Raw genomic sequence first — 17,691 nt, 5'->3', positions numbered from 1 at the left:
AGGTTTCTGTGCACGCGTTGAATCAGTTCGCTGAAGGTACGAATGGTGTACTGCACGTGCACTCTGCGCCCGCGGCCCTGTGCCCCCACGTCCAGTGGGCACTGACCGCGACCCTGGAGTGCCGGGCCAACCTCAAGTGGGCCGCGCAGCCGGCCTCGCCCGGACTGTTGCGCGCGACCTGCACCTGGTCCGGGCCGGTCGGCACCGGCGCCCGGCTGGTCAACGCGCTGCGTCCCTGGCCGATGCTCAGGTTCGAGGTGACCGAGGACGCCAGCGAGGGCGTGGACGGCGAGCGATTCAGCTACGTGCCGACGCTCGGGCTCTGGCACGGGTCGATGAGCGCCAACGGCGACGTGATCCTCGGCGAGATGCAGCTTCGAGCCCTGATCTCCGCCCATGGCCACTCCGGAGCCCTCGCCATGGAACTCGACGTCGCGCTCGGCTCCGACTGGGACGCGGAACTGGAGCCGTACCGCAGCGGCGGCGAGGGCGCCGAGGTCACCTGGCTGCACCGCAACGTCGGCTAGGCGTCGGTACGCAACTCGTGTGCGGCCCGGGCATCACGGACCTCGTCCTGATGCTCGCGATTCCACGCGCAGGCGGCCGCCATCGGCTCGAGCAACGACCTCCCGAGCGGGGTGAGCTCGTACTCGACGCGCGGTGGGATCTCCGGATAGGCGGTGCGGGTGAGAATCCCGTCACGCTCCATCGCCCGAAGCGATTCGGTGAGCACCTTGGGGCTGACCCTGTGCAGTGGCACCTGCAGTTCCGAGAACCGGTGAGGCCCCTCGCGCAGGCACGCGATGATCCGCGCGGTCCACTTGTCGCCGATCCGGATCGGCGTCGGGTCGGGGTCGCAGTCCGCGAACATTCCCGCTCGAGTCGATTGCTCACCTGGTCAGCGTAACTATCGTTGCGGTAACCGGCACCCCCAGCGCTACTTTCGCGGCATCGGCCGGCGAGCGTGCCGGCCCCGTCGAACGGAGTCCCATATGAGCAGGATCATCATCTTCGGTGCGGGTGGTCGCGCCGGGCGTCGGGTGGTCGGAGAGGCGGTCGACAGGGGCCACCTGGTCACCGCCGTGGTCCGGGACCTCGACCGCGCCCGGCACTCCGGCCTGGCCGGCGTGACCGTGCTGTCCGGGGACGTCACCAGTTCCGACAGCGTGGCCGAGCTCGCGGCAGGCCACGACGCGGCGATCAGCGTCGCGGCGCGCCTGGACGTCCCGTCGACGGAGTTCTTCGCCGACGCCGCCCGGGCCCTCGTCGACGGGCTCGGCCGTGCCCGGACGGGTCGGCTGGTGACCCTCGGGATCGGCTCGATGCTCGAGACGGCGCCCGGCGTCCGGGTGCTGGACGACCCGGCGTTTCCCGCTCCGGCCCGGGAGTTCTCCCTGGGCCACGTCGCGGAACTCGAGGTGCTGCGGACCGCCGGTGCCGGCTTGGACTGGGTGATGCTGGCGCCGCCGCCGACCATGCTCGACGAGACCGCCGAGCGCACCGGTCGCTACCGGATCGGGGGGACCGCGGTGCTCGGGAACGAGGACGGTGCGGCGGCCTTCTCGTACGCCGACCTCGCGGTCGCCCTGGTCGACGAGGCCGTGCGCCCGGGCCGACGCGGGGAGCTCGTTGCCGTCGGCTGACCCGGACGGCGCGCGGCCGTCCGGGCCCGGTCACCGGCTCCGGGAATGAATCGGGCGCCGGATCGGTTGACCCTGTCGGTCGTAGTTTTTCTGTGTTTGTGTTTGCGCACGCCCGCAAGGAACTTTGTTGCGAGGAACGTTTGTCACGCGGAGCTTCGGTTCCGCGCACTCTTTGCCTTCAGGAATCTGGAGACGCCGAGTCTCGAACCGGCCCGGGACACCACGAGGTGTGGGTCCCGCCATCCCAGCCCTGTAAGGAGCAGAAATGACTCAGGGAACAGTCAAGTGGTTCAACGCGGAGAAGGGCTTCGGCTTCATCGCCCGCGCCGACGGACCGGACGTCTTCGTCCACTACTCCGAGATCGACAGCTCTGGTTTCAAGAGCCTCGAGGAGAACCAGCAGGTGGAGTTCGAGGTCGTGCAGGGGCCCAAGGGCCCGCAGGCCGCCTCGGTCCGCCCGCTCTGAGCTACCGCGCGAGCGAGTAGCGCGGCTGCCTGACCAGCCGACGAGAATGCCCCCGACAGTGTTGTCGGGGGCATTCTCGTGTCCGGGTCAGCCGAGCCGACTCACAACGGGATGTTCTTGTGCCGTCCACGCTGCGCGGGTGCGGCGGCCAGCGCAGCGGTGAGGGTGCTGCGGGTCTTGGCCGGTTCGATCAGCTCGTCGACGACGCCGATCGAGATGGCGCGCCCGACGCCGCCTGCGATGGCCTCGTGTTCGGCCGCGAGCCGGTCGTGCAGGGCCTCGCGCTCCTCCTCCGGTGCGGCGGCCAGGGCGCGCTTGTGCAGGATGCCGACGGCGGCCTTGGCGCCCATCACGGCGACCTCCGCCTCGGGCCAGGCGTAGACCGCGGTCGCGCCGAGCGCACGGGAGTTCATCGCGATGTACGCGCCGCCGTAGATCTTCCGGGTCACCAGGGTCACCCGGGGGACGGTCGCCTCGGCGAACGCGTGCAGGAGCTTCGCGCCGCGGCGCACCACGCCCTCCCACTCCTGGCTGACGCCGGGGAGGTAGCCAGGGACGTCGACGATGACCACCAGCGGGATGCCGAAGGCGTTCGACAGCCGCACGAACCGGGCGGCCTTCTCGGCGCTCTCGGAGTTGAGGCAGCCGCCGAGGCGCAGCGGGTTGTTGGCGATGATGCCGACGGTGCGCCCGGCGAGCCGGCCGTAACCGGTGACGATGCTGCGCGCGTAGTTGCCCTGCAGCTCCTCGAAGCTGGATTCGCCGTCCACGTTGTCGATCAGCTCGTGCACGATCGGTCGCACGTCGTAGGCGCGCTTGGCCGAGGCAGGCATCAGGGCGCGCAGGTCGGTGTCGCCGTGCTCGGCGGCGGACTGGTCGAAGGTGCCCTGGTCGCAGAACATCGACACCAGCCGGCGGGCGCGGTTGAGGGCGTCGAGCTCGTCGGTGGCCGCGATGTGCGCGACGCCGGACTTCTTGGTGTGGGTGTCCGGGCCGCCGAGCGAGGCCATGTCGACCTGTTCGCCGGTGACCGAACGCACCACGTCGGGTCCGGTCACGAAGACCCGGCCCTCGGGGGCCATGATCACCACGTCGGTCAGTGCGGGGCCGTACGCGGCGCCGCCGGCGGCGAAGCCGAGGACGACGGAGAGCTGGGGGACGTTGCCGGACGCGCGCACCATGGCCTCGAACACGAGACCCACGGCGTGCAGGGCCTCGACGCCCTCCGCCAGGCGGGCCCCGCCGGAGTGCCAGACGCCGACGATCGGGGACTGCTCGTCGATGGCGGTGTCGATGGCGCGCACGATGTGCTTGCACCCCTCGACTCCCATGGCGCCGCCCATCACGGTGGCGTCGGAGCAGTAGGCGATGGTGCGGACGCCGTCGATCGTGCCCGCCGCGGCGAGCACCCCGGAGTTGTCACGGGGGTGCAGGGGCACGGTGGTCCCGGCGTCGAAGAGGTTCTCGAGTCGCGCCAGGGGGTCACGGGGATCGAGGTCGGTGTCGGATCTGCTGATCGGTTCCAAGATTGTCATCGCCGGTCCTCCTTGTGCGAGCCGCCTGCCGGCGGTGGTCGGGGTGGGGGTCCACAGGTACTGCGGACCCCCACCGTTCGGGCGGTGCCGACCTGTCAGGCTCGGCCGAAGGCGAGCGCGACGTTGTGCCCACCGAATCCAAACGAGTTGTTGATTGCGAAATCGATCTGGCCCTGACGGGGTTCACCCTTCACGACATCCAGGTCGATCTCTGGATCCTGATTCTCGAGGTTGAGCGTGGGCGGGATGATGGAATCCCGCACACTCAGGACCGTGAGCACTGCCTCGAGCGCACCGACGGCGCCGATCGAGTGCCCCAACGCGGACTTCGGTGCGTACACCGAGGCGTGAGAGCCGACCGCGGCCTTGATGGCTGCAGCCTCGGCGGTGTCGCCGATCGGGGTGGCGGTGGCGTGCGCGTTGACATGCGTGATGTCGGACTTGACCAGGCCGGCCGTCTGGATGGCCCTGGTCATCGCCCGCGCAGCGCCGAGGCCCTCGGGATGAGGCGCCACGATGTGGAAGCCGTCCGAGGTGATGCCCGCACCCAACAGTCGTGCATGGATGGTGGCACCGCGCGCCTTCGCGTGCTCCTCGGTCTCGAGGACCATCATGGCCCCGGCCTCGCCGAAGACGAAGCCGTCGCGATCCTTGTCGAACGGACGCGACGCAGCCTTCGGGTCGTCGTTACGCGTGCTCAGGGCACGCATCATCGTGAAGCTCGCCATCGCGACCGGGTCGATGATGCCCTCGACACCACCGGTGACGATGATGTCGGCGTCGCCCATGATCAGCATCCGGTACGCATGCGCAAGCGCTTCCGAACCGGACGAACATGCCGAGACGGGAGTGATGACGCCGGCCCGGGCACCGAGCTCGAGCCCGACCACTGCGGCCGGACCGTTCGGCATCACCATCTGGACGGCGAACGGCGACACCTTGCGGTAGCCACCGTCCTTCATCTTGTCGACGGCGTCGAGGAGAGCCTCGCCACCGCCGAGTCCGGTGCCGAGGACGACGCCGAGTCGGTCCTTGTCGACCTCGGGGCTGCCCGCGTTCTCCCACACCTGGCGGCCGAGCACGAGCGCCAGGCGCTCGACGTAGCTCATCCGCCGGATCTCGACGCGGGTCAGGGAATCGTCAGGGCTCACCTTGAGGTGTCCGCCGATGCGGACCGGAAGGTCGAACTCCTCGATGAACGGGTCGTCGAGAACGCCGATTCCGGATTCGCCGGCGAGCAGGCCCTTCCACGTGGAATCCACGTCACCAGCGAGCGACGTCGTAGCCGCGAGGCTGGTGACGACGACGTTGGGGAAGTTCCTGGTGGAAGTCACGGACTGACTCACTCCTCGGAGTCGAGCTTGGCCTTGACGGCGGCGGCGGCGTCGCCACCCTCGGCCTCGAGCTTCTGGATGTACGCGACGGCGTCGCCGACGGTGCGCAGGCTGGCGAGATCCTCGTCGGGGATCTTGACGCCGTACTTGTCCTCGGTCTGGACGGCGATCTCGACCATGGACAGCGAGTCGATGTCGAGGTCGTCGACGAAGGACTTCTCGATGGTCACCTCGGACGGCTCAATGCCGGTGACCTCCTCGATGATCTCGGCGAGTCCGGCGATGAGTTGTTCCTGGCTGGCGGCCACTGGGTGGCTCCCTTCATGTTTGGTGAATCGTGGGTCCAACTTTCGGACGGTGCGCACACCGGCCAAAATGTTCGTGGTGCGTCGCCGTGAAGAGGCGACGCAGGATACTAACCGGCGGCGCCGAGCTCCAGCAGTCCGTCGAGATCGGCGGGCGTCTTGACCGCCAGGGTCGGCGTGCCGCGCATCTCGCGCTTGGCGATGCCGACCAGGGTTCCGGCCGGGGTCAGCTCGGCGATTCCCGAGACCGCCGCGGTACGGAGGTAGTCGGTGCACAGGTCCCAGCGCACGGGGCGGGTGACCTGCGCGGCCAGCTTGGCCAGCGCGTCGGCGCCGGAGGTGACGGGCAGGCCGTCGGAGTTGGACAGCAGCGTCCGGGTGGGCTCGGAGGGGGTGATCCGCGCGGCCGCCTCGGTGACGGCGTCCTGCGCGGGCGCCATGAATGCGGTGTGGAACGCGCCGGCCACGGGCAGTGCCCGGACCCGAGCCTTCTCCGGGGGCGCCGCCGCGAGTTCCTCGAGTGCGCTGAGCAGCCCGGCCGCCACGATCTGACCGGCGGCGTTGCGGTTCGCGGCCTCGAGGCCCAGCTCGGCGAGCCGGGCGAGGACGGCTTCCTCGTCGCCGCCGAGCACGGCCGACATCCCGGTCGGCTGCAGCGCGCAGGCCTTGGCCATCTCGGCGCCGCGGATCGCGGCGAGCGTGACGGCGTCGTCCGCGGAGATGACGCCTGCGATGGCGGCCGAGGCCAGCTCGCCGACGGAGTGCCCGGCCGAGATGAGCTCGGCGGGCACCTGTCCGCGGCGCTCGAGCTCCTCGAAGGCGAGCAGTGCGGAGGCGACCACGAGCGGCTGGGTGACGGCCGTGTCGGTGATCTCCTCCGCCGTCGCGGTGGTGCCGAGACGTTCGAGGTCGAGCCTGGAGGCCTTCGACCAGATGGCCAGGCGGTCGGCAGTGCCGGGCAGCTCCAGCCAGGGGCTGAGCATGCCTACGGTTTGGGAGCCCTGTCCGGGGGCAAGCAACGCAATCACAAGCTAAGAGAACACCCAGAAGGCGGGTTTGCGAGGTGTTGTTGGCAATGAACCTTGGATCAGTGTTTTGTAGGGTTCCTACAAACGGCCACGTCGGCGTCGGGCATCGGACAGGGCCGGATGTTCGTTACACCCCGTTCTTGTGAGTAGCGTTAGATGTTACGGGTGTGACGGAATTGGCCGTTTCGTTACCTCTTTGGGCCAGCCTGCCGACGGTCGCGGCCACTCTGAGCACATACGCGTCGCGCGGGTTGGTCGGATCCCGGCGGGTGACCTCGGCGATTCGCTTCAAGCGATAGCGGACCGTATTTGGATGTACGAACAGTTGTCGGGCGCAGGTCTCGACGGCCCCGCCGCAGTCCAGGTAGGCGTCGAGGGTGTCGGTCAGCGAGGCCCCGGCGGCAGCCAGCGGTCGCACCAGGGCGTCGTTGAGCAGGTCCAGCGCGGCCCGGTCGCCGATCAGGGCGCGCTCGGGCAGCAGCTCCGCCGCGTGCACCGGCCGCGGTGCGGCGCGCCAGCCGGCCACGGCCTCCATTCCGGCGAGCGCCTCCACGGCACTGAAGTGCGCCGCGCCGAGGGTCGGTGTGGTCGGCCCGATCACCACCGGTCCGGTGGAGAAGCTGGTGAGCATGTCCGCCATGAACTGCCGGGTCTCCGGCGACGGCGCCATGTCGCCGGAGATCACCGCCACCAGCCGGGAGCCCTGGACCACCGCCAGCGCCGCCCGATCGTGCCGCTGCGCGATGGAGTGGATGGTGCCGACCACCGACACGCGCTGGTCCGGTGGCGGTGTCCCCACCATGACGGTGGCCGGGGAGGTGGCGTCCCAGTTCAGCGTCGCGGCCCGCGAGAGCATGTCGGGGCCGCTGTCGCCGCGGACCACGGCGTCGACGACCAGCGCCTCGAGCCGGGTGTCCCAGGCGCCGCGGGACTCGGCGGCACTGGCATACACCGACGCCGCGGCGAACCCGAGTTCGCGGCCGTAGCGCAGCACCGCCTCGGTGAGCGCGACCAGCTGCTGGTCGTTGCGGGCCAGGGCGGGCAGCCACTGCTCGAAGAACTCCATCGCCACCCGGACCATGTCGACGGTCTGGCGAAGGGTCAGCCGCCGGGCGAGGTCGTGCGGGATGACCTGGAACGCGTCCAGGCTGAACCGGATGTCGCTCTGCGGGTCCTGCAGCCACTCGAGGAAGTTGACCACCGACGTCTGCACCAGCATCTGCACGCTGGCGCGCTGGTCGGCGTCGAGGTCGGCGAAGAAGGGCAACTGGACCTGCATGGTGGTGACGGCCTCGGTGGACAGCCGCCCGGAGAACTGCTTGACGCGCCGGAGCAGGGCGTCGGGCAGCGGCTCGCGTTGCTGACGGTTCCGGGTGAACACCGGTGTCGGTGTCGGCGCCTCGTTGCCCTCGGCCGGCGTCGCCGGCCCGGATTGCTGCTCGCCCATGACTGGGAAACCTACGCCACCGGGCTGCCAGGACCACGCCGCCGGGCCACTGGGACCTCGACGCCGGACGCCCCGGACACCGATGTCGGTGTCCGGGGCGTCCGGTGTGTCGGTGCCTGGGCGGCTACGCGCTGCCCGGGTCCTTCAGCGACTTCGGCGCCGCCAGCACGTCGTCGATCCGGTACTGCTGCGCGGCGGTGACCGCGGTGAGCCGGTCGATCTTGCCCTCCCGCGCGAGCGCGATCAGGACCGCCACGGTGATCGACTCCGCGTCGACGTTGAAGTAGCGGCGGGCGGCCGTGCGGGTGTCGGAGAAGCCGAACCCGTCGGTGCCCAGGGTGGTGTAGTCGCCCGGCACCCACTGGCGGATCTGGTCGGCGACCGCGCGCATCCAGTCGGACGCGGCGACGACCGGGCCCTCGGCCCCGGCCAGGGCCGTGGTGACGTAGGGGACCGGGGCCTCGGCCTCGGGGTGCCGCAGCGCCTCCCGCTCGCACAGGACGCCGTCGCGGCGCAGCTCGCCCCACGAGGTCACCGACCACACGTCCGCCGAGACGCCCCAGTCGTCGGCCAGCAGCTGCTGCGCGCGCAGGCCCTCCGGCATGGCGACGCCGGAGACCAGGATCTGGGCCTTCGGCCCCTGCTCCTCGGACTTGCTGTACCGGTAGATGCCCTTGAGCAGGCCCTCGACGTCGAGCCCCGCAGGCTCCGCCGGCTGGACGTACGGCTCGTTGTACAGGGTGATGTAGTAGAAGACGTTCTCGCCGCCGAAGCCCGGCTCGAGCGTCCCGTCCGCCGACACCGTGCCGCCGTACATCCGGCGCAGGCCGTCCTTGATGATGTGCGCGATCTCGTACGAGAACGCCGGGTCGTAGGTGACCGCGGCCGGGTTCGTCGACGCCAGCAGCAACGAGTGACCGTCCGCGTGCTGCAGGCCCTCGCCGGTCAGGGTGGTGCGGCCGGCGGTGGCGCCGAGCACGAAGCCGCGGGCCATCTGGTCCGCCGCGGCCCACAGGCCGTCGCCGGTCCGCTGGAAGCCGAACATCGAGTAGAAGATGTACAGCGGGATCATCGGCTCGCCGTGGGTGGCGTACGAGGTGCCGACCGCGGTGAACGACGCCGTCGAGCCGGCCTCGTTGATGCCCTCGTGCAGGATCTGACCGATCGGGCTCTCCTTGTACGCCAGCATCAGCTCGGCGTCGACGGAGGTGTACAGCTGGCCGTTGCGGTTGTAGATCTTCAGCGACGGGAACCACGAGTCCATGCCGAAGGTGCGCGCCTCGTCGGGGATGATCGGCACGATCCGCTTGCCGATCACCGGGTCGCGCAGCAGCTCCTTGAGCGTGCGGACCAGGGCCATGGTGGTGGCCACTTCCTGCTTGCCCGAGCCCTTGCGGATCGGGTCGTACGTCGAGTCCGGCGGCAACTGCAGCGGCGCGACGTCGGTGTTGCGGGACGGCAGGAATCCGCCGAGCTGCTTGCGTCGCTGCAGCATGTACTGGATCTCCGGGGCGTCGGGCCCGGGGTGGTAGTACGGGGGCAGGTACGGGTCCTTCTCCAGCTCTTCGTCGGAGATCGGGATGTGCTGCAGGTCGCGGAACCGCTTGAGGTCGTCGAGGGTGAGCTTCTTCATCTGGTGCGTGGCATTGCGGCCCTCGAAGTGCTTGCCGAGGGTGTAGCCCTTGATCGTGTGCGCCAGGATCACCGTCGGCTGGCCCTTGTGTGCCATCGCCGCCGCGTAGGCGGCATGCACCTTGCGGTAGTCGTGGCCGCCGCGCTTGAGGTTCCAGATCTCCTGGTCGGTGAGGTCCTTGACCAGTTCCTTGGTGCGCGGGTCGCGGCCGAAGAAGTGGTCGCGCACGAACGCGCCGTCGTTGGCCTTGTAGGTCTGGTAGTCGCCGTCGGGCGTCGTGTTCATCAGGTTGACCAGGGCGCCGTCGCGGTCGGCCTGCAGCAGCGCGTCCCACTCGCGGCCCCAGACGACCTTGATGACGTTCCAGCCGGCGCCGCGGAAGAACGACTCCAGCTCCTGGATGATCTTGCCGTTTCCGCGTACCGGTCCGTCGAGACGCTGCAGGTTGCAGTTGACCACGAAGGTCAGGTTGTCGAGACCCTCGGTGGCCGCGACCTGCAACAGGCCACGCGACTCGGGCTCGTCCATCTCGCCGTCGCCGAGGAACGCCCACACGTGCTGGTCCGAGGTGTCCTTGAGACCGCGGTCCTGCAGGTAGTGGTTGAACCGCGCCTGGTAGATGGCGTTCATCGGGCCCAGGCCCATCGACACCGTGGGGAACTCCCAGAAGTCGGGCAGCAACCGCGGGTGCGGGTACGACGGCAGTCCGCCGCCCTTGTCGGCGTGGCTGTGCTCCTGCCGGAAGCCGTCCATCTGCTCGGCCGGGATCCGGCCCTCGAGGAAGGCGCGGGCGTAGATGCCGGGGGAGGCGTGACCCTGGATGAAGATCTGGTCGCCGCCGCCGGGGTGGTCCTTGCCGCGGAAGAAGTGGTTGAACCCGACCTCGTAGAGGGCCGCGGAGGACGCGTAGGTGGAGATGTGGCCGCCGACGCCGACGCCGGGGCGCTGGGCCCGGTGCACCATGATCGCGGCGTTCCACCGGATCCACGCCCGGTAGCGGCGCTCCATCGACTCGTCGCCGGGGAACCACGGCTCGTTCTCGGTCGGGATGGTGTTGACGTAGTCGGTCGAGGTCAGCGCCGGAATCGACACGCGACTCTCGCCGGCGCGCTCGAGCAGGCGCAGCATCAGGTAGCGAGCGCGCACGGGTCCGGACCGCTGCAGCAGGTCGTCGAAACTCTCGATCCACTCGCCGGTCTCGTCCGGATCGATGTCTGGGAGGTAGGACGCCACGCCCTCGCGAATCACGCGGACCCGGCCGTCGGCACTGGGTACGGGACGCTGTGTGGGGGGTGTTACGGGGTCCTGGGTGTGGTCGGACAACAGTTGCTCCTCATCCGCGATGGGCGCGCGGGTACGGGCGCCCAATCCTGATGGTCTGCCTGTGTGACGGCGGACCACATCTGACGTTGATGGTGATCTCTCTCAATCTTGCCGTACCGGCGGAAAAGCAGGGAATCCGAGTCTCATTTCGGGCCGTGCGGAAACTTTTGTGGAGGCATTCGGCCCCGTTGGCTTGCGCGAGACGCGTTTACCATGTTCGCTTTCACTACTGATTCACACGGAACGGGTGCTGGAGGTTGCAGCCCTGTCAACAAGAGGAGGACACCACCGTGGTCGCCGCGGCCGACGCCCAGAACTACGCCCAGAAGCTCGGCATTACCAACGACATGGTCGTTCAGGAACTGGGTTGGGACGAGGATTCCGACGATGACCTGCGGGCATCGGTGGAAGAAACCATTGGTGGAGAACTCGTGGACGAGGACTCCGACGAGGTGATCGACGTGGTCCTGCTGTGGTGGCGGGACGGCGACGGGGATCTCGTCGATGCCCTCATGGACGCGATCTCGCCGCTCTCCGACGAGGGTTTCGTGTGGGTCCTCAGCCCCAAGACCGGTCAGTCCGGACATGTCGAGCCCAGCGAGATCGCCGAATCGGCGCCGACCGCGGGCCTGACCCAGACGTCGGCCGCGAACCTCGGTTCCTGGACCGGCAGTCGGCTGGTGCAGCCCAAGGCCCGACCGGCCAAGCGCTGACACCGCGGTCGCGAAGGAGTCGAGATGCCTCTCGAGGTCGGTGCCGTCGCACCGGAGTTCACGCTCAAGGACCAGAACAACCAGGAGGTCTCGCTCGCGGACTACCGCGGCAAGAAGAACGTCCTGCTCGTGTTCTACCCGCTGGCCTTCACCGGCACCTGTCAGGGTGAGTTGTGCCGGGTGCGCGACGGTCTGCCGAAGTTCGAGAACGACGACGCCGCCGTGCTCGCCATCTCGGTCGGCCCGCCGCCCACCCACAAGATCTGGGCGTCCGAGCAGGGGTACACCTTCCCGTTGCTCTCGGACTTCTGGCCGCACGGCGCGGTCGCCCAGGCCTACGACGTGTTCAACGACAAGGCCGGGTTCGCGAACCGCGGAACCTTCGTCGTCGACAAGGCGGGCATCATCGCGTTCGCCGAGATGAACGGTCCCGGCGAGGCCCGTGACCAGGCGGCTTGGGAGAATGCGCTTGCCGCGCTAGATTCCTGAGTGTCATTCGGCGGGCTCCGGCCCGCCGAATTTCGGGCGTGTAGCTCAGTGGTAGAGCTCTGGTTTTACACACCAGCGGTCGGGGGTTCGAAACCCTCCGCGCCCACCGCGGTCCGGCGGTCGAGTCGTCGATCTCGTTGTCGGACAACGAACAAGCCCCCCGCCTCGTCGAGGTGGGGGGCTTGTTCTGTTTCGTGGAGCGTGGGCCGTCGCCGGTCGGTCAGGAACCCAGCGGGAGGTAGCCGAAGAACACGTCGTCCACGCTGCCAAACATGCCTAGGAAACCGAAGTCCGTCGACCCTGCCGACCCGAACGGGTTGCCCTGTCGGTGCCAGGTGGTGCACCCGACGGAGGCGAGCCGGTCGCCGGCGTCCAGCTCGACGACGGTGTACTGCATGTTGAAGCCGACGCCCTCGGAGCTCGGTTCGGTTGCGCCGGCCTGGGTGAGGTCGAATTGGCAGGCGGTGCCAGTGTCGCGGGAGTAGTACGTCCCCGGCTCCACGTCGACACCCGCCACGTAGGCGTGGTCGGTGGTGCCGGGAATGCTCACCGGGAGCGCGCTGGCGATTCCGGCGGAGCCGAGGGTGAGGGCGACGGCGGCGAGGGTGGCGCCGGCGAGGCTGATGGTTCTACGCACTGCAGTTCTCCTTGTGGTTGGTGGAGTGAGCGATCACACATTAATGGCTTCGTGGTCCGCCGGTCGGGAGATCCGCGTGGATGTTCCCGCCGAACAACTTTGTGCGACAGCCGATTTGACCATCGGCACCGGGCGGCGGCACGGATCGGGTTTCGGGCACGAGAGTGATCCAACCGCACCCCGCCGTGGTTGTCCCCGGTGAGAACTACCGGGATCCGGGAGGTCGGTACCCGGTGGCTATTGCCGATTCGTCATTTCTGTCCGGGCGTCGGCGGATAGCACCTCAGGAATGTGGAAGACCCACGCTGTCGCGGGAACGGCTCGCGCCGTATGGGATTGACGTGCGCGGGGCCGCCGATGAGAGGGCTGGTCATGTCCGACACCGGCAAGGTCGCGCGGTTCGAGGCTGTGTGCGCGATCGTCAGGGTACGAGGAAGATTCCGCGAGCGCTGATGTACTCGAGTGGGTCGCCCGTGGTCACCGTCGCGGTCACCACTCCCGGACCCGTGTGGGCGACGGCGGGATGGAACGTGTCGATCGCCGACGTGCCGGACGCACCGGTGGAGACGTTCGTCCAGCGAACCGAGTACGCGCCGGGGACTGCAAAGGGGCGGGGAGCGGGGAAGATCGCGATGCCTGCCGTCTCGCCCACAATCGCGACCGGATAGTCGACGCAGGCCGGCCTGCAGAGCCCGTCGATGTCGAGTCCCCACACCCGCGGTACCTGGAACGGCATGGTTGTCGCCGCCGACGCCGTCGCGTTGCTCGTCGCGAGGGGAGTGGCCGCGAGGGCGGCCAGGGTGAGCGCGGTGGCGATCGAGGATCCGAACACGGGGTCAACCCTTCGTTCTGCGAACGACTTCCCGGTATCCGCCCCCGACGCGCGGTACCGAGTTCAACGGTAACCGCTAGCGGTCAGCCGTGTGCGGGCCGTGCGATCGAATTCGACGGGACCCTCACCGGGCCCCCTCCGCCGCCAGGCGGTCGGCCACGCTCCGCGGCATCGAGGAGCAGCTGCCGGAGTCGTCGCCGAGGGTGTGGTCGCCGGCCGAGTCGGTGATCCCGACCGTGTCGACGACGCCCTCCCAGTCGCCCATCTCGCGGATCCGCTGGGGCACCTTGTTCCGGGCGTTGGCGACGGTGCTGGCCACCAGCCAGGTCCCGTCGCTCTCGATGTCGACGCCGCCGCCGGGAGCGCGCCGGACATCCTCGCCCAGCGGCAGCAGGCCGGCCAGAGTGGCCGCGTCCCAGGGGTTTCCGTCCCACGGCGGCCGGTTGAAGTAGTACCAGCTCGCGGCGCAGACGCCGTACAGGTTCGGGCCGAACTGGGCGTAGTTCAGGTACAGCTCGAGCTGCCGCTTGTCGCCCATGAGGTTGTACGGATAGGACAGGACCGATTCCGCGACCTTGCGCGCCGCCTTGACGATCTGCCACTCGCCCCGGATCAGAAAGATGTTCTTCACCAGCTGCTGCGGGATCGTCGAACCGGAGGGATCCTCCTTGCCGGACAGGAACGCCCCGATGCGCTCGTTGAACACGCCGACGTCGAACGGACCGGTCCGGGTGCCCAGCCGGGCGTCCTCGTGGACGAGCACGGCCGCGACGTAGTGCCGGCTGATGTGGTCGAGCGAGACCGCCTGGAAGACGGTGGGGCCGCCGGCCTCGTCGGTGAGCATGAACATCGTTCGCGGCGGGGTCCAGACCCGCAGCACGACAGGCGTCACCACGATCCAGACCAGGGCCGCGATCGCGATCCGGGTGCCCCAGCGGAGCCAGGTGGCGCGGCGGCCGGCGTCGGGCGGAGTGGGCGTCGGGTCGCTCGGGGGACCGGGCCACGGTGCCGGCGGCCATCCGGGCGGCGGCGACTGCGGTCGTGAGCGCTCGGCCGGCGGCGGTGGGTAGGTCGCCCGGGGTGCGGGACGGGACGCAGCGCGTGGCGTGGCGCGAGACGTGGGTGGGATCGGACGTCGGGGCCAGGGCGGGGTGACCGTGGGCCGGGCATCGGGGGTCGGGCGGTTCGGGCGGCCGCCGAGTCGTGTGTTCAAGATGTCCTCGGGGCGGTGTTGCAGGGCCAGAAGCCGGAACCGGTTTGCTCAGTTGAACTTTAGACGTTGTGCGAGGGGTTCAGAAACCACGCACTGCGTGCTCGTGCACGGACTGTGGGTCCCGAGGGAGTGACACGGGTTCAGGGACCGGTCAGCCACGCACGAGTCGCGGGTCGGCCTGCGGGTCGAAGGTGGGGCGCGGGGTCACCGGCGCTTCGCCGCGCGCAACTTCCGCTTCCGCTTCTTGCGGGACTTCTTCGACTTGCGTGGCCGCGCCGCCGGATCGGTGGCGGGGGTCGGCGCATGCTCGCGGAGCGACTCGGCGGCCGCCCTGCGACGGAGGCTGTCCATCAGTTCGGGGGAGCGGAGCAGGAAGGTCGCCTCCTGCAGCGTCTTGTAGCGGTCCGCGGAGATCAGGACGGCGTTGGCGTTCTTGCCGGCGATCTCGATGGCGACGGTGTCGTCGTTGACCCGGCGGACCAGGTCCTTCAAACGCTTCCGTGCGGTCTTCACGGTTGTTGCCGTCACCACCACCGACTCTCCATTCGCTGCATCCCGACTCCGGGATCCTGCCACCTCGTCGGCCCGATTCGCGGTACCTGCGCCTCCGCCGCGCGCGCCCGACGGCGCACCGGAGGGTGTCGCGGCGTTCGGCCGACGGCGCGCGGCCCGACGGGACTATCGTCACTTCTCGTGCGGCTCATCAACATCGTCCAGTCCTGGCGCCTCGTTCCCGTGTGGCTGCGCATCCTGCTGTTGCTGATCGGGGGAGCGAAGGTCTGGGGCGCCGGGATCTATGCCGGATGCCACTTCGGCAGCAAGGACATTCGGCTGGGCCTGGGCACCTTCGTCAACCGGGGTGTGCTCTTCGACGGCACCGCGCCGATCACGCTGGGCCGGCAGGTCGCGGTTGGTCACGGCGTGCGGTTCATCACCAGCACCCACCGGGTCGGGCCGCCCGACGGCCGCGGCGGCGCCGTGTACCACCTGCCGATCGTCGTCGAGGACGGCGCCTGGATCGGTGCGGGGGCGCTGGTGCTGCCCGGCGTGACCGTCGGCTCCGGCTGCATCGTCGGCGCCGGTGCCGTGGTCACCAAGGACTGCGCGCCGAACGGGCTCTACGCGGGCAACCCGGCCCGGCGGGTGAAGGACCTGCCGGTGTAACCGGTCCCGGTCCGGTCCCGCACGACGGCCTTGGTAGAACTAGTCCTCGTGAAGTTCAGTGGCCGTGGAACGGCGAGAGCGGCCGGGATCCTGCTCGGGTACGCGGCGGACGTGGCGTTCGCGGACCCGGCGCGCTGGCATCCGGTGGCCGGGTTCGGCCGGGCGGCGGCGCTGCTCGAGACCCGCAGCTACCGGGACCACCGACTGGCCGGCGTCGCGCACACCGCGGTCCTGGCCGGGTCCGTGGTCGCCGTCGGAGCGGTCGCTGCGCGGGCGTCGGGACGGCTCGGCTGGCTGGGGGAGACCGCGGTGACGGCCGCCGCGACCTGGACCGCGCTCGGCGGCACGTCGCTGACCCGGGTGGGCGTCGCGATGGCCTCCCGTCTCGAGGACGGCGACCTGGCCGGGGCGCGTCGGCTCGTCCCGTCGCTGTGCGGCCGCGACCCCGACTCCCTCGACGAGGCCGGAGTGACCAGGGCCACAGTCGAATCCGTGGCCGAGAACACCTCCGACGCCACCGTCGGACCGCTGTGGTGGGCGGCCGTCGCGGGCGTGCCGGGCGTGCTCGGGTACCGCGCGGTCAACACCCTCGACGCCATGATCGGGTACCGCTCGGAGCGCTACCTGAGATTCGGCTGGGCCGCGGCCCGGCTCGACGACGTGGTGAACCTGCCCCCGGCACGGGTCACCGGACTGCTGGCGGTGCTGGCCGCGCCCGTCGTGGGCGGCGAGCCCGCGGCCGCCGTCCGGGCCTGGCGACGCGACGCGCGGGCGCACCCGAGCCCCAACGCGGGCGTCGCGGAGGCGTCGATGGCCGGTGCGCTCGGGGTCCGCCTCGGCGGTCGCACCGAGTACCCGCACGGCGTCGAGGAGCGGCCGACGCTCGGCGACGGGCCGGCCCCGGCGGTCACGGACGTACGACGGGTCGCGCGCCTGTCGACGGCGGTACAGGCGGGTGCCGCGGTGGGGTCAGCGGTTCTTGCCGTAGCGGTCGGCGAGCTTCGCTTCCGTCGCGGTGAGCGCCGCCGGCTCGGCGGGCTGTGACCGGCCGAACCGGCGGCGCGGCAGCACTATGTCGTCGTCCGTGGCCGGCGCGGTGACCGAGGTGCCGGTCGCCGGGACCTCGGTGGACTCGTCAGCATCCGCGGCGATCCCGGCGTCGGTCTGGGCCTGGGCCCGGCGACGCTCGCGGATCTCGGCCCACGCGAAGTAGCCCAGACCCAGCGGTGCCATCAGGCCGAACGCGAGCCACTGCAACCCGTAGGAGAGGTACGGCCCGGAGTCCATCTGCGGCAGCGGGATCGGGCTCAGGGAGCCGGGCTGGTCGCCGGCCAGCTGCAGGTACAGGTCCGCCGGAGCAAGGCCGAGCACCGAGCCGATCTGCGGGGCGTCGATGAAGTACACCTGGCGCAGACCGTCCTCGACCAGCGGATCCTTGCCGGGGACGGTGCCCTCGGAGGTTCGCGCGCGGGCGGTGATGGTGACCGGTCCGGTCGGGGCGGGCGCGATCTCCGGCGGGCGGGTGCCCTGGATCGGCCGCTCGTAGCCGCGGTTGACCAGCACGACGCGACCGTCCGTCAGCTCGAACGCGGTGAGCACCTCGTAGGCGGGGGCGGCCTCGACCGAGCGCAGCCGGATCAGCACGTCGGTGTCGGGCAGATAGCTGCCGGTGGCGGTGACCTGACGCCACTCGTCGTCGGGGGCGAGCGGCCCGGTCGTCGGCAGGATCGACTCGACGGGCACCGGGTCCGCGGACACCGACTGCTCGATCAGCTGGTTGCGGTGTTCGGTGCTGGTGTTCTTGCCCAGCTGCCACGGCGCCAGCACCGAGAAGCACATGTATGCGAAGCCGGCGACGATCAATGCCAGTACCAACCAGCCCGGACGCAGCAGAAACTTCAACCTTCGCACGCCACCACGGTAGCTGTT

At 69.9% G+C, this 17,691-nt stretch carries 19 protein-coding genes and 1 tRNA gene; 8 read left to right on the top strand and 12 right to left on the bottom strand.

What is annotated here, in order from left to right:
• Window positions 1-8: 8 nt before the first annotated feature.
• Window positions 9-527 (top strand): DUF3145 domain-containing protein, encoded by a 519-nt coding sequence (locus tag ACFO6S_RS05300; protein WP_378415234.1) that lies wholly within the window; start codon window positions 9-11, stop codon window positions 525-527.
• On the opposite strand, the gene ACFO6S_RS05295 is transcribed toward ACFO6S_RS05300, so the two are convergent.
• Window positions 524-871 (bottom strand): winged helix-turn-helix transcriptional regulator, encoded by a 348-nt coding sequence (locus ACFO6S_RS05295; RefSeq protein ID WP_378414802.1) that lies wholly within the window; start codon window positions 869-871, stop codon window positions 524-526. The genes ACFO6S_RS05300 and ACFO6S_RS05295 overlap by 4 nt on opposite strands.
• Before the next feature lie 121 nt (window positions 872-992).
• Here ACFO6S_RS05295 and ACFO6S_RS05290 point away from each other — a divergent pair, with 121 nt between their 5' ends.
• Window positions 993-1,643, top strand: a complete 651-nt coding sequence (locus ACFO6S_RS05290) for an NAD(P)-dependent oxidoreductase (protein WP_378414800.1) — start codon at window positions 993-995, stop codon at window positions 1,641-1,643.
• Window positions 1,644-1,908: 265 nt separating this feature from the next.
• The gene (locus ACFO6S_RS05285; RefSeq protein ID WP_378414798.1) at window positions 1,909-2,109 is read left to right on the top strand and encodes a cold-shock protein; all 201 of its coding nucleotides are present in this window, start codon (window positions 1,909-1,911) and stop codon (window positions 2,107-2,109) included.
• Between the two features lie 101 nt (window positions 2,110-2,210).
• On the opposite strand, the gene ACFO6S_RS05280 is transcribed toward ACFO6S_RS05285, so the two are convergent.
• The 6 genes from ACFO6S_RS05280 to aceE form a co-directional block, all read right to left on the bottom strand.
• Window positions 2,211-3,644, bottom strand: coding sequence for an acyl-CoA carboxylase subunit beta (locus ACFO6S_RS05280; RefSeq protein WP_378414796.1), 1,434 nt, complete (start codon window positions 3,642-3,644; stop codon window positions 2,211-2,213).
• A 95-nt stretch (window positions 3,645-3,739) separates the two neighbouring features.
• Complete coding sequence (locus ACFO6S_RS05275) at window positions 3,740-4,978, bottom strand: KasA/KasB family beta-ketoacyl-ACP synthase (protein ID WP_378414794.1); 1,239 nt, start codon at window positions 4,976-4,978, stop codon at window positions 3,740-3,742.
• 8 nt (window positions 4,979-4,986) lie between these two features.
• Window positions 4,987-5,286: a meromycolate extension acyl carrier protein AcpM gene (gene acpM, locus ACFO6S_RS05270; protein WP_378414792.1), complete on the bottom strand. Its 300-nt coding sequence runs from the start codon at window positions 5,284-5,286 to the stop codon at window positions 4,987-4,989.
• Between the two features lie 107 nt (window positions 5,287-5,393).
• Window positions 5,394-6,311, bottom strand: a complete 918-nt coding sequence (locus tag ACFO6S_RS05265) for an ACP S-malonyltransferase (RefSeq protein ID WP_378414790.1) — start codon at window positions 6,309-6,311, stop codon at window positions 5,394-5,396.
• Window positions 6,312-6,438: 127 nt separating this feature from the next.
• Window positions 6,439-7,758 (bottom strand): PucR family transcriptional regulator, encoded by a 1,320-nt coding sequence (locus ACFO6S_RS05260; protein WP_378414789.1) that lies wholly within the window; start codon window positions 7,756-7,758, stop codon window positions 6,439-6,441.
• A gap of 124 nt (window positions 7,759-7,882) precedes the next feature.
• Window positions 7,883-10,639: a pyruvate dehydrogenase (acetyl-transferring), homodimeric type gene (gene aceE, locus ACFO6S_RS05255; RefSeq protein WP_378414787.1), complete on the bottom strand. Its 2,757-nt coding sequence runs from the start codon at window positions 10,637-10,639 to the stop codon at window positions 7,883-7,885.
• A 365-nt stretch (window positions 10,640-11,004) separates the two neighbouring features.
• Here aceE and ACFO6S_RS05250 point away from each other — a divergent pair, with 365 nt between their 5' ends.
• The 3 genes from ACFO6S_RS05250 to ACFO6S_RS05240 all read left to right on the top strand — a co-directional run bounded on the left by ACFO6S_RS05250 (window position 11,005) and on the right by ACFO6S_RS05240 (window position 12,022).
• Window positions 11,005-11,427 carry a DUF3052 domain-containing protein gene (locus ACFO6S_RS05250; protein ID WP_378414785.1) on the top strand — a complete coding sequence of 141 codons (423 nt, stop codon included), beginning with the start codon at window positions 11,005-11,007 and terminating at the stop codon, window positions 11,425-11,427.
• Between the two features lie 24 nt (window positions 11,428-11,451).
• Window positions 11,452-11,916: a peroxiredoxin gene (locus ACFO6S_RS05245; RefSeq protein ID WP_378414783.1), complete on the top strand. Its 465-nt coding sequence runs from the start codon at window positions 11,452-11,454 to the stop codon at window positions 11,914-11,916.
• Window positions 11,917-11,950: 34 nt separating this feature from the next.
• Window positions 11,951-12,022: transfer RNA gene (locus tag ACFO6S_RS05240), tRNA-Val, on the top strand.
• 114 nt (window positions 12,023-12,136) lie between these two features.
• Here the strand turns inward: ACFO6S_RS05240 and ACFO6S_RS05235 are convergent.
• The 4 genes from ACFO6S_RS05235 to ACFO6S_RS05220 form a co-directional block, all read right to left on the bottom strand.
• A complete protein-coding gene (locus ACFO6S_RS05235; protein WP_378414781.1) occupies window positions 12,137-12,553 on the bottom strand; it encodes a hypothetical protein in 417 nt (138 codons plus the stop codon).
• Between the two features lie 421 nt (window positions 12,554-12,974).
• Entirely contained in the window at window positions 12,975-13,385 is a 411-nt protein-coding gene (locus tag ACFO6S_RS05230) for a hypothetical protein (RefSeq protein WP_378414780.1), read from the bottom strand.
• A gap of 124 nt (window positions 13,386-13,509) precedes the next feature.
• Complete coding sequence (locus tag ACFO6S_RS05225; protein ID WP_378414779.1) at window positions 13,510-14,280, bottom strand: biosynthetic peptidoglycan transglycosylase; 771 nt, start codon at window positions 14,278-14,280, stop codon at window positions 13,510-13,512.
• A gap of 522 nt (window positions 14,281-14,802) precedes the next feature.
• Window positions 14,803-15,126 carry a type II toxin-antitoxin system Phd/YefM family antitoxin gene (locus ACFO6S_RS05220; RefSeq protein ID WP_378414777.1) on the bottom strand — a complete coding sequence of 108 codons (324 nt, stop codon included), beginning with the start codon at window positions 15,124-15,126 and terminating at the stop codon, window positions 14,803-14,805.
• 165 nt (window positions 15,127-15,291) lie between these two features.
• On the opposite strand from ACFO6S_RS05220, the gene ACFO6S_RS05215 reads away from it, so the two are divergent.
• Together ACFO6S_RS05215 and ACFO6S_RS05210 are read left to right on the top strand one after the other, a co-directional pair.
• Window positions 15,292-15,762, top strand: coding sequence for an acyltransferase (locus ACFO6S_RS05215; protein WP_378414775.1), 471 nt, complete (start codon window positions 15,292-15,294; stop codon window positions 15,760-15,762).
• A gap of 48 nt (window positions 15,763-15,810) precedes the next feature.
• The gene (locus ACFO6S_RS05210; protein ID WP_378414773.1) at window positions 15,811-16,806 is read left to right on the top strand and encodes a cobalamin biosynthesis protein; all 996 of its coding nucleotides are present in this window, start codon (window positions 15,811-15,813) and stop codon (window positions 16,804-16,806) included.
• Here the strand turns inward: ACFO6S_RS05210 and ACFO6S_RS05205 are convergent.
• On the bottom strand, window positions 16,732-17,673 hold the full coding sequence (locus ACFO6S_RS05205) for an SURF1 family cytochrome oxidase biogenesis protein (RefSeq protein ID WP_378414771.1): 942 nt from the start codon (window positions 17,671-17,673) through the stop codon (window positions 16,732-16,734). The two genes, ACFO6S_RS05210 and ACFO6S_RS05205, sit on opposite strands and share 75 nt — an antisense overlap.
• Window positions 17,674-17,691 lie beyond the last annotated feature (18 nt).

This window comes from Rhodococcus kronopolitis (assembly GCF_042654025.1).
Taxonomy (GTDB): Bacteria; Actinomycetota; Actinomycetes; order Mycobacteriales; family Mycobacteriaceae; genus Rhodococcus_G; species Rhodococcus_G kronopolitis.
This window is presented reverse-complemented; position numbering and strand designations above follow the sequence as displayed.

What these genes read in the sequence shown, in the direction of transcription:
- ACFO6S_RS05295 (WP_378414802.1), bottom strand. Translation starts at nt 871, where the DNA reads ATGTTCGCGGACTGCGACCCCGACCCGACGCCGATCCGGATCGGCGAC.
- ACFO6S_RS05290 (WP_378414800.1), top strand. Translation starts at nt 993, where the DNA reads ATGAGCAGGATCATCATCTTCGGTGCGGGTGGTCGCGCCGGGCGTCGG.
- ACFO6S_RS05285 (WP_378414798.1), top strand. Translation starts at nt 1,909, where the DNA reads ATGACTCAGGGAACAGTCAAGTGGTTCAACGCGGAGAAGGGCTTCGGC.
- ACFO6S_RS05280 (WP_378414796.1), bottom strand. Translation starts at nt 3,644, where the DNA reads ATGACAATCTTGGAACCGATCAGCAGATCCGACACCGACCTCGATCCC.
- ACFO6S_RS05260 (WP_378414789.1), bottom strand. Translation starts at nt 7,758, where the DNA reads ATGGGCGAGCAGCAATCCGGGCCGGCGACGCCGGCCGAGGGCAACGAG.
- ACFO6S_RS05245 (WP_378414783.1), top strand. Translation starts at nt 11,452, where the DNA reads ATGCCTCTCGAGGTCGGTGCCGTCGCACCGGAGTTCACGCTCAAGGAC.